Origin of the sequence: Bordetella petrii, from assembly GCF_020991325.1 — a bacterium.
In the GTDB taxonomy this organism is placed as follows: domain Bacteria; phylum Pseudomonadota; class Gammaproteobacteria; order Burkholderiales; family Burkholderiaceae_B; genus Bordetella_A; species Bordetella_A petrii_E.
This window is the reverse complement of sequence record NZ_JAJMLX010000006.1, coordinates 40,007-50,317: the sequence shown is the minus strand read 5'-3', so window position 1 is coordinate 50,317 and position 10,311 is coordinate 40,007. Positions and strand designations below refer to the sequence as shown.

The following is a 10,311-nucleotide window of genomic DNA, read 5'->3' as shown; positions in this document are numbered from 1 at the left end:
AGCCGCCCACCGTATTGCCGCCGGAAGTCAGGAAGCCGAAGCGCGCGCCGGCCAGGTCGGCCACGCTGCGCGCGTTGGCTGCCAGCAGCGACGCCTGCGGCGACGCCACGGCCATGTTACCCAACAGCACGGCCGCGTTGCTGCCCGAGGCCAGGCTGGCGGCAATGAGTTTGGCGCTTTCGTCAGGCGTGATGCTGGCGAATTCGCCCGGCACGGTTTGTTCCTTGGCCTGGGCCAGCGCGACGGCCACCTGGGCCAGTGCCGACGGCAGCCCGGACGGGGCCACGGTAATGCGCGCGGTAACCGGCATCAGCGGATCGTCGGCGGCGCTGTCCACCAGCAGGATCTGCGTGCCGCGCTTGGCCGCCTGCCGCAGGCGCTGGGCCATCAGGGGGTGGTCTTTGCGCAGGAACGAACCCACCACCAACACGCGGTCGACGGTGTCGAGATCGGCCACCGGCATGCCCAGCCACGGCGCGCCCGACAGGGCGGCGTCGAATGCGGCATCGGTCTGGCGCAGGCGGAAGTCGATGTTTTCGGAACCCAGGGCGCGCACCAGGCGGCCCAGCAAGGCGAATTCTTCGGTGGTGGCGTATTCGGCGGCCAGCGCGCCGATCTGGCCGGCGCCATGGCTGTCGCGCACGCGCGACAAGCCTTGGGCCACGGCTTGCAGCGCGTCGGCCCACGAGGCTTCCTGCCATTTGCCGTCGGCGCCCTTGATCATGGGTGCGGTCAGGCGGTCGGCGGTGTTCAGGCCTTCATACGAGAAGCGGTCGCGGTCGCTGATCCAGCATTCGTTGATGGCTTCGTCTTCGAAGGGCACCACGCGCATGGCGCGGTCGCCCTTGACCTGCACCACCAGGTTGGCGCCCAGGCTGTCGTGCGGGCTGACCGTGCGGCGGCGCGCCAGTTCCCAGGTGCGGGCCGTGTAGCGGAACGGCTTGGACGTCAGCGCGCCAACGGGACAGAGGTCGATCATGTTGCCCGACAGCTCGGATTCGACCGTGCGGCCCACGAAGGATGTGATCTCGGAATGTTCGCCACGGCCCAGCATGCCCAGTTCCATGACGCCGCCGATTTCCTGGCCGAAGCGCACACAGCGGGTGCAGTGGATGCAGCGGGCCATTTCCTCGGCCGAAACCAGCGGGCCCAGGTTCTTGTGGAAGACCACGCGCTTTTCTTCGCGATAGCGCGAAGCCGAGCCGCCGTAGCCCACCGCCAGATCCTGCAGCTGGCATTCACCGCCCTGGTCGCAGATGGGGCAATCGAGGGGGTGGTTGATAAGGAGAAATTCCATGACCGACTTTTGCGCGGCCTTGGCCTTCTCGGAGCAAGTGTGCACCACCATGCCATTGGTGGCCGGCGTGGCGCAGGCGGGCAGCGCCTTGGGCGCCTTTTCCACTTCAACCAGGCACATGCGGCAGTTGGCCGCGATGGACAGTTTCTTGTGGTAGCAGAAATGCGGCACGTACAGGCCGAGCTTCTGGGCCGCATGCATGACCATGCTGCCCTCGGGGACTTCGACCTGATTGCCGTCGACGGTTAATTCAACCATTGCTGTTCCTGAGACCTACAGATATTGCGGGACCACACACGACTTGTGTTCGATGTGGTGCGCGAATTCGTCGCGATAATGCTTGATGAAACCGCGTACCGGCATGGCGGCGGCATCGCCCAGGGCGCAGATCGTGCGGCCCATGATGTTGCTGGCCACGTTGTCGAGCAGATCCAGGTCTTCCTGGCGGCCCTGGCCGTGCTCGATGCGGTGAACCATGCGGTAGAGCCAGCCTGTGCCTTCGCGGCACGGCGTGCACTGGCCGCAGCTTTCTTCGAAATAGAAGTACGACAGCCGCAGCAGCGACTTCACCATGCAGCGGGTTTCGTCCATGACGATGACCGCGCCCGACCCCAGCATGGAACCCGCCTTGGCGATGGCGTCGTAGTCCATGGTGGTGTCCATCATGATGTCGGCGGGCAGCACCGGGGCGCTGGACCCGCCGGGGATCACGGCCTTCAGCTTCTTGCCGCCGCGCATGCCGCCTGCCAGCTCGAGCAGCGTGGAAAACGGCGTGCCCAGCGGGATTTCGTAGTTGCCGGGACGTTCGACGTCGCCCGAGATGGAGAACAGCTTGGTGCCGCCGTTGTTGGGCTTGCCCACTTCCAGGTAGGCCTGGCCGCTGTTACGGATGATCCAGGGCACCGCCGCGAAAGTTTCGGTGTTGTTGATGGTGGTGGGCTTGCCGTACAGGCCGAAACTGGCGGGAAACGGCGGCTTGAAGCGCGGCTGGCCCTTCTTGCCTTCGAGCGATTCGAGCAGCGCGGTTTCTTCGCCGCAAATATACGCACCATAGCCATGAAAGGCGTGCAGCTGGAAGCTGAATTCCGAACCCAGGATCTTGTCGCCCAGGAAGCCGGCGGCGCGCGCTTCTTCCAGGGCTTCCTCGAAGCGATCGTAGACTTCGAAGATTTCGCCGTGGATGTAGTTGTAGCCCACCGAGATGCCCATGGCATAGGCGGCAATGGCCATGCCCTCGATCACGATGTGCGGATTGAAGCGCAGGATGTCGCGGTCTTTGAACGTGCCCGGCTCGCCTTCGTCGGAGTTGCAGACCAGGTACTTCTGGCCCGGGAAGGCGCGCGGCATGAAGCTCCATTTCAGGCCGGTGGGAAAGCCCGCGCCGCCGCGGCCGCGCAGGCCCGAGGCCTTGACTTCGGCGATCACGTCTTCGGGTTTCATGCCGGTGGACAGGATCTTGCGCAGGGCCTCATAACCGCCACGCTTGACGTAGTCTTGCAGATGCCAGTTGCTGCCATCGACATCCGCCATGATCTGCGGCGAGATGTGGCGGCCGTGCAGGCACATGGAATTGGCCAGGTCGTTCAGGGGGTTGGGGTCCAGCCCCTGGGCCAGGTGCTTGTACAGATCGGGCGCGTTCATGCCGATTCTCCTTGGGCGCCTTGCGCCTTCAGGCCCTGCACCAGCGCGTCGAGCTTTTCTTCGGTCATGCGCACGCACATATGCTTGTTGTTGACGATGAGCACGGGTGAATCGCCGCAAGCGCCCATGCATTCGCCTTCGACCAGAGTGAACTGGCCGTCGGGCGTGGTTTCGCGGTAGTCGATACCCAACTTGCGCTTGAGGAAATCGCCGGCTTTCTCGCCATCGCGCAAGGCACAGGGCAGGTTCGTGCAAACCGCGATCTTGTGCTTGCCCACCGGCTTGGTATCGAACATGTTGTAGAACGTGGCGACTTCCTGCACCGCGATGGGGGGCACGCCGATATAGTTGGCCACGTCTTCGATGACTTCGGTGGGCAGCCAGCCCTTTTCTTCTTGCGCGATGGCAAGCGAAGCCATGATGGCCGACTGCCGCTGGTCGGCCGGGAACTTGGCAAGTTCCCGATCGATTTTCTGGTAGGCCTGTTCGGAAAGCAGCATAGTTTGAATCCGGGTTATGCGGGGCGTTCGCGCTGACGGATCAGCGGTCGATTTCGCCGAAAACGATATCCTGCGTGCCGATGATGGTGACGGCATCGGCGATCATGTGGCCGCGCGACATTTCATCGAGCGATTGCAAATGGGCAAAACCTGGCGCCCGAATTTTCAGGCGGTAAGGCTTGTTGGCGCCATCGGACACCAGATAGATGCCGAATTCGCCCTTGGGGTGTTCGACCGAGGCAAAAGCCTCGCCCGGAGGCACGTGGAAACCCTCGGTGAAGAGCTTGAAGTGGTGGATGAGCTCTTCCATGTTGGTTTTCATGCCGGTACGGCTGGGAGGCGCCACTTTGTGGTTCTCGACCATGACCGGACCGGGATTGTTGCGCAGCCATTCCACGCACTGGCGGATGATGCGGGTGCTTTCGCGCATTTCGGCGATACGCACCAGGTAGCGGTCGTAGCAGTCGCCGTTGACGCCCACCGGCACGTCGAAATCGACCAGGTCGTAGACTTCGTAGGGCTGCATCTTGCGCAGGTCCCAGGCCACGCCGGAACCGCGCAGCATGGGGCCGGTAAAACCCAGGGCCTTGGCGCGGTCGGGGTCGACCACCCCGATGCCCACCAGGCGCTGCTTCCAGATGCGGTTATCGGTAAGCAGGGTTTCGTATTCGTCGATGCAGGCCGGGAAGCGGTTGGTGAAGTCTTCGATGAAATCCAGCAACGAGCCCGAGCGCGCATCGTTCATCAGGCGCAGGTCTTTTTCGCCGCGGTACTTGCTGCTTTCGCCATACTGCGGCATGGCGTCGGGCAGGTCGCGGTAGACGCCGCCGGGGCGATAGTACGCCGCGTGCATGCGGGCACCCGAGACGGCTTCGTAGCAGTCCATCAGGTCTTCGCGTTCGCGGAAGGCATACAGGAACACCGCCATGGCGCCCACGTCGAGCGCGTGCGAACCCAGCGACATCAGGTGATTGAGCAGGCGGGTGATTTCATCGAACATCACGCGGATGTACTGCGCGCGCAACGGGGCTTCGATGCCCAGCAGCTTTTCGATGGCCATGACGTAGGCGTGCTCGTTGCACATCATGGACACGTAGTCCAGGCGGTCCATGTAGGGCAGCGCCTGGATAAAGGTTTTGTGTTCGGCCAGTTTTTCGGTGGCGCGGTGCAGCAGGCCGATGTGAGGATCGGCGCGCTGGATGACTTCGCCGTCAAGTTCGAGCACCAGGCGCAGCACGCCGTGCGCGGCCGGGTGCTGAGGACCGAAGTTCAGGGTGTAGTTCTTGATTTCTGCCATGATTTAACGCCCCATGCCGTAGGAATCTTCACGCACGACACGCGGAGTGATTTCGCGGGGATCGATGGTGACCGGCTGGTAGATGACGCGCTTCTGTTCGGGGTCGTAGCGCATTTCGACCGTGCCCGACAGGGGGAAGTCTTTGCGGAACGGGTGGCCGATAAAGCCGTAGTCGGTAAGGATGCGACGCAGGTCGGGGTGGCCTTCGAAGACGATGCCGTACAGGTCGAAGGCTTCGCGTTCGAACCAATTCACGCCGGGCCAGCATTCGATCAGCGAACCCACCATGGGGAAGTCGTCGTCGGGGCACCACGTGCGCACGCGCAGGCGCCAGTTATGGGCCACCGACAGCAGATGCACGACCACGGCGAAACGCGAGCGCTGGACGCCGGCCACCTTTTCTTCGGCGGCCTGGCGGGTGCCATTGCCCCAGGTCAGGTAGTCGACGCCGCACAAGTCGATACAGATTTCGAAGCTCAGGCCGGCCTCGGTGCGCAGCTTGTTGCAGACCGGCAGCCACTGGTCGGCCGGCACTTCCAGCGTAAGTTCGCCGAGCGCGTCGGTCAGGGCAATGTCGGCCCCGAGCGCGGCCTGCAGGTTGTGTTTCAGGGTTTCGAGCCTGGTCATCGTCATGGTCGATTGGGTAAACCGGTATGCTGACAGCTGTGGCCGGCGGAAGGCTCCGCGCGGCGAGCGCGATCAGCGGGCAATAGTGTTGGTCAGGCGAATCTTGTTCTGCATTTGCAGCAGCCCATAGACCAGCGCTTCGGCAGTGGGCGGACAGCCAGGTACGTAGACATCGACAGGCACGATGCGATCACAGCCGCGCACCACCGAGTACGAGTAGTGGTAATACCCCCCGCCGTTGGCGCACGACCCCATGGAAACCACCCAGCGCGGCTCGGGCATTTGGTCGTAGACCTTGCGCAGCGCGGGGGCCATTTTGTTGCACAGCGTGCCGGCCACGATCATCAGGTCGGACTGGCGCGGGCTGGGCCGGAAGATGATGCCGAATTGGTCCAGGTCGTAGCGCGCCGCGCCGGCGTGCATCATCTCGACCGCGCAACAGGCCAGGCCGAAGGTCATGGGCCACATCGACCCCGTTTTTGCCCAGTTCAGGAACTTGTCGGCGCTGGTAGTGATGAAGCCTTGCTTGAGGATGCCGTCTATAGCCATTTTCGTCTCTGATAGCGTGCGGGAAGACTTGGGTTATTCCCAGTCCAGCGCGCCCTTTTTCCATTCGTAGATGAAGCCCACCGTCAGCACGGCCAGGAAGACCATGACGGTCCAGAAGCCGACGAGGCCAACCGTGCCCTGGGCGATGGCCCACGGAAACAGGAAGGCGATTTCGAGGTCGAACAGGATGAAGAGGATGGCAACCAGGTAATAGCGCACATCGAACTTCATGCGGGCGTCTTCGAAGGCTTCGAAGCCGCATTCGTAGGCCGAAAGTTTTTCGGCATAGGGACGCCGCGGCCCAAGAAGGGAGCCTGCTGTAAGCAGCGCAAACCCGATAAGGGTGGCCACTACGATAAACAGCAGGACGGGAAAATACTGTTGCAAGTTCATTCTGGCGTCCGTCAAATGCGCAAACCTTCAGATTGTAGCATTTGCTAAGTGACTGCCCGCTGAACCCAGACACTCGAAAATGAGAAGCTATTGACTGTTTGCAGGCATAAAAAAGCCACCCCGAGGGGTGGCTTTTCGCAAGCGGGCCGAGGCCCGCCTGCACGCTTGGAATCGTGGCGAGGCTTGCGCCCCGCGGCCGATTAGAAGCGGTGACGGATACCGACGCCGACCGAGGTGCTCTTCAGCTCGTCGATGAAGGCGTAGCTGTCGGCGTACGAACCGTAGGCGTACAGGTTGGTGCGCTTGGACAGGTCGTAGGTGTAGCCCAGCGAGAAGACGTTCATCTTCTCGTCGTCGCCGGTCAGGCGGTCGTTGCTGGGATCAACCATTTGCCACGAACCGAACAGCTTGCTGGCGCCGCCGATGGGGGCCGACAGGCCGACCATGTACGAATTGGCCTTGAAGCCGTCAGCGAAGGCGTTCGAAACCAGGCTGTCGCCGCTGCTGATGCCGTTGATGCCTTGGCCGCCGAACCAGCCGTCGGTGGTGCGGGCGTAGGCCAGCGAGAGCTTCAGGATTTCGAAGTCGTACGAAGCGCCGATGCCGTACGAACGGGGGGTGGCGTCAACTTCGTCTTGCAGCTGGTTGTTCGAAGCGTTCAGCTGGTCGTACGTCAGGGCGACGTTCAGGGGGCCGTTCACGTAGCGCAGGCCGGTGGTGATGCCGCGGACGTTGTTGGCGGTTTGGAAGCCGACGCGGTCGGAACCGCCTTCGTCATCCACGCTGAACGAGTAGCCAACGCCAAACTGGAAGCCGCTGTAGGACGGGGTTTGGTACATGACCATGTTGTCCCAGCGAACCGTGTTGGCGGCGCTGATGCCCATACCGATGTTGGCTTGGCCGAAACCAGCGCCGAACGGATCGATCGAGCCGAAGTACTTCGAGGTGATGTTGGTTTGACGACCGAAGTCCAGACGGCCCCAGCTGTCGCTTTGCAGACCGATGGTGGCTTGGCGACCGAACAGGCGGCCACCTTGAGCCGAGTTACCGTTGCTGGAGCTGAAGCCGCTTTCCAGTTGGAACACGGCTTGCAGGCCGTCACCCAGATCTTCGGTGCCACGCAGGCCCCAGCGCGAACCGTTCTGCACGCCGTTGATCATGCCGATGCGGCTGGCGTCGAAACCGTCGCCCTTGACCTTGTTGTAGCCGATACCGGTGTCGATGATACCGTACAGCGTGACCGAGGTTTCTGCCTGGGCCACACCGGCGAAACCGGCGAGCAGGGCGGCAGCGAGCAGAGTCTTTTTCATTTAAGAAATCTCCGTTGATTTGAGTGACAAGAGCAGCAACGCTTGCGTCAGCCTGCCGCCCCCCTAACTCCGCGAAGGGAAGTTGACGCTATTGCATCAAAAAACCCCGGGACTGGCTACGGTAGGGCTCATAAAAGTGCAGGTTGCGGGCGGGCGCTGTGGGGATTTCGCAACATTGCCTGTATCTGGGCGGATACGTATCAGTGTTAACCCTGAACAAAGGCCGAAGCCAATATCCGCGCGCCTTTCTGGGCAGTTACCCGCATATTTCCAGCCGGGCGAGGATCGGGCCGGCGTAACGTTGCACAATAGTTGATACAGCCTGGTAGCGGATGGATACAGGCTCCGGGGGGTGATGACAGCGACTAATGCGTCCCTTATTGCGTTATCAATAACAACGTTATTTAATAAAACCGTTGATATATTTCTTACCTGACTGCCGCCATGCCCTCGCCCGCCGCCGACTCGCCGCGCGCCCAGCAATTGACCGCCCTGCGCCGCCAACTGGTCCTGGATGCGGCGCAGCGCGTATTCCAGCGCGACGGACTTGAAAAGACCACGGTGCGCGCCATTGCCAAGGAAGCCGGCTGCACCACCGGAGCCATCTACCCCTGGTTCGCGGGCAAGGAAGCCATTTATGCCGAATTGCTGGAAGCCTCGCTGGCGCGCCTGCACGAACATCTGGAAGGCGCGCTGCATGGCAGCGCGCCCGGCGCGGCCAGGCGCGTCATCGAAGCCTTTTTCCAGTACTACGCCAGGCGCGATACCGAATTCTCCCTGGGCATGTATCTTTTCCAGGGCCTGGGGCCGCGCGGCCTGGGCCGCGACATGGACGACCGCCTGAATGCCCGGTTGCGCGATTGCGTGGACCAATTGGGCAAGGGCCTGCGCAAGTCGAAATCATGGCCGGACGAGATTGTGGCCGTCGAGCAGATGCAAGCATTCACATACTTGATGGGTCTGCTGCTGCTGTTCCATACGCGCCGGCTGAAGTCGCTGGGCCAGCAGGCCAACGGGCTGCTGGAAGGTTTCTGCACCACCCTGGAGCAACGCTGATGCCCTCTTCGCCCCCTCAACCGCGCATGACCGTAGCGGAATTCCACCAGTTGCTGGCCGAACAGCACCCGTTTGCCGAAGTGCTGGGGGTGCAGGTAACCGACATCGGCTTCGGCACTGCACGCGCCGTGCTGCCGGCGCGCGCCGCCCACCAGCGGCTGGGCGGCATCGTGGCCGGCCCGATGCTGATGGGCCTGGCCGACCTGGCGCTGTATGCCGCCGTGGTGGGCGCAACCGGCCAGGCTGGCGCGGTAACCGCCAGCCTGACCATCAATTTCCTGCGCAAGAGCCCGGCGGGAGCTGTCGTCGCCGAGGCACGCCTGCTCAAGACCGGACGGCTGGCGGCGGGCGAGGTCATGCTGCGCGGCGAACACAGCCAGGATCCCGTCGCCCACATTGTCAGCACCTGGTCGGTACCCGCGCCATGAATACACTGATTATTTCGCGCATCGGCATCGTCGGCCTGGGCAGCGCCGGCGCCGCGGCCGCCCGCAAGCTGCTGGCCGACGGACCGGCGGACCTGGCCCTGACTGTATTCGACACGGCCGTTGCGCAATGCGAGGCCTTTCGCGGCGCGGCCACCCTGGCCGCCACGGCTGGCGAAGTCCTGCGCGAATCGGATCTGGTCTTGCTGGCCCTGCCATGCCAGCGTGAAATCGACCGCACGCTGGAGCGCTTCAGCGACGGCCAGGTGGGCGCCGACGTCCAGGGCAAACTGGTCTGGAACCTGGCTCCGCTGCCAGCCGCCCAGGATGCAGGCCTGCGCCGGGCCCTGGAGGCGGCGGGGGCCGGCTATATAGTGACGGACGCCCAGGACCCGGCCGCGCTGGCCCGGCTATTGCGCCGCTGTTTCGATGCCGGCGATGCGCAGGCGGTGGCGCGGGCTATGCAGGCCGCCTGAGCGCCTGCACGCGCTCGGCGCCGGCCAGGCAAAGCGCCAGCCACATCAGGCTGAGCGCAAAGCCGGCAACGACGTCACTAAGATAGTGCACCTGCAAAAGGATGCGGCTGACGCCGATCGCGGCGATCAGGATCGCGGCGCCAGCCAGGCAATGCGGGTGCCAGCGCGGCCGTGTCGCCCGCAGCAGCAGGTAGCAGCCGAATCCGTAGACAGCCAGCGCCGCCGACGCGTGGCCGCTGGGAAAACTCCATCCATCGGCGTTGACGAAACCGTGCACGTGCTCTGGCCGCACGCGCTGGAACAAGTGCTTGAGCAGTTGGTTGAGCGCCCCCGCCCCGCCCGTGGCAATGGCGCACGCCAGCGCCACGCCCCATTCGCGGCGCCACAGCAGGGCCAGGGTCATTCCCACCGCGATGACGGTCAGCAGATTGCGGTCGCCCAGATAGGTGAACCACGACAGCAGCCATAGCAGCGACGGCGGCATCGTCAGGCTTAGCGAGCCGGCCAGGGCGTTATCCAGGTTCACCAGTCCGGTATCCAGGCTCATGGCCAAAGCCAGGGCAAGAAACACCAGGCCTGCTGCCGCGGCCACCCCCCAGCACACCCAGGCCGGCCGCGCACTCCTGCCCGGCCCGAAACGGCGTCCCAGACGCCACGCGCACCAGCCTGCCATCGCGGGCACAGTGATGAATATCAATAAGGGATAGGCGGCGACCCAGTCGGCGAAGGCTTCCATCAGT

Annotated in this window: 12 protein-coding genes; 3 read left to right on the top strand and 9 right to left on the bottom strand. The window is 63.4% G+C overall.

Going from position 1 to position 10,311, the window contains the following annotated elements; translation table 11 throughout:
* The 8 genes from nuoG to LPZ50_RS01670 all read right to left on the bottom strand — a co-directional run.
* On the bottom strand, nucleotides 1-1,555 hold a 1,555-nt coding region (gene nuoG, locus LPZ50_RS01705; RefSeq protein ID WP_230656860.1), incomplete at its 3' end, for an NADH-quinone oxidoreductase subunit NuoG.
* A gap of 15 nt (nucleotides 1,556-1,570) precedes the next feature.
* Nucleotides 1,571-2,938 carry an NADH-quinone oxidoreductase subunit NuoF gene (nuoF, locus tag LPZ50_RS01700; RefSeq protein ID WP_230656858.1) on the bottom strand — a complete coding sequence of 456 codons (1,368 nt, stop codon included), beginning with the start codon at nucleotides 2,936-2,938 and terminating at the stop codon, nucleotides 1,571-1,573.
* Entirely contained in the window at nucleotides 2,935-3,438 is a 504-nt protein-coding gene (nuoE, locus tag LPZ50_RS01695) for an NADH-quinone oxidoreductase subunit NuoE (protein WP_230656856.1), read from the bottom strand. The genes nuoF and nuoE overlap by 4 nt, the downstream gene beginning before the upstream one ends.
* Before the next feature lie 40 nt (nucleotides 3,439-3,478).
* A complete protein-coding gene (locus tag LPZ50_RS01690) occupies nucleotides 3,479-4,735 on the bottom strand; it encodes an NADH-quinone oxidoreductase subunit D (protein WP_230656854.1) in 1,257 nt (418 codons plus the stop codon).
* Between the two features lie 3 nt (nucleotides 4,736-4,738).
* Complete coding sequence (locus LPZ50_RS01685) at nucleotides 4,739-5,368, bottom strand: NADH-quinone oxidoreductase subunit C (protein WP_230656852.1); 630 nt, start codon at nucleotides 5,366-5,368, stop codon at nucleotides 4,739-4,741.
* Nucleotides 5,369-5,434: 66 nt separating this feature from the next.
* The gene (locus LPZ50_RS01680) at nucleotides 5,435-5,911 is read right to left on the bottom strand and encodes a NuoB/complex I 20 kDa subunit family protein (protein WP_006217960.1); all 477 of its coding nucleotides are present in this window, start codon (nucleotides 5,909-5,911) and stop codon (nucleotides 5,435-5,437) included.
* A 33-nt stretch (nucleotides 5,912-5,944) separates the two neighbouring features.
* Nucleotides 5,945-6,304 carry an NADH-quinone oxidoreductase subunit A gene (locus LPZ50_RS01675; RefSeq protein WP_028356453.1) on the bottom strand — a complete coding sequence of 120 codons (360 nt, stop codon included), beginning with the start codon at nucleotides 6,302-6,304 and terminating at the stop codon, nucleotides 5,945-5,947.
* A 200-nt stretch (nucleotides 6,305-6,504) separates the two neighbouring features.
* Entirely contained in the window at nucleotides 6,505-7,614 is a 1,110-nt protein-coding gene (locus LPZ50_RS01670) for a porin (RefSeq protein ID WP_230656850.1), read from the bottom strand.
* 444 nt (nucleotides 7,615-8,058) lie between these two features.
* Between LPZ50_RS01670 and LPZ50_RS01665 the strand changes: the two genes are divergently transcribed.
* From LPZ50_RS01665 to LPZ50_RS01655, 3 genes are read left to right on the top strand one after another with little or no spacing between them, the layout of a single operon-like run.
* Nucleotides 8,059-8,670: a TetR/AcrR family transcriptional regulator gene (locus LPZ50_RS01665; protein ID WP_230656848.1), complete on the top strand. Its 612-nt coding sequence runs from the start codon at nucleotides 8,059-8,061 to the stop codon at nucleotides 8,668-8,670.
* On the top strand, nucleotides 8,670-9,098 hold the full coding sequence (locus LPZ50_RS01660; protein WP_230656846.1) for a PaaI family thioesterase: 429 nt from the start codon (nucleotides 8,670-8,672) through the stop codon (nucleotides 9,096-9,098). The genes LPZ50_RS01665 and LPZ50_RS01660 overlap by 1 nt, the downstream gene beginning before the upstream one ends.
* A gap of 8 nt (nucleotides 9,099-9,106) precedes the next feature.
* Complete coding sequence (locus tag LPZ50_RS01655; RefSeq protein WP_419195553.1) at nucleotides 9,107-9,571, top strand: NAD(P)-binding domain-containing protein; 465 nt, start codon at nucleotides 9,107-9,109, stop codon at nucleotides 9,569-9,571.
* On the opposite strand, the gene LPZ50_RS01650 is transcribed toward LPZ50_RS01655, so the two are convergent.
* Nucleotides 9,555-10,307, bottom strand: coding sequence for a phosphatase PAP2 family protein (locus LPZ50_RS01650; protein WP_230656842.1), 753 nt, complete (start codon nucleotides 10,305-10,307; stop codon nucleotides 9,555-9,557). The two genes, LPZ50_RS01655 and LPZ50_RS01650, sit on opposite strands and share 17 nt — an antisense overlap.
* Between the last annotated feature and the right edge of the window lie 4 nt (nucleotides 10,308-10,311).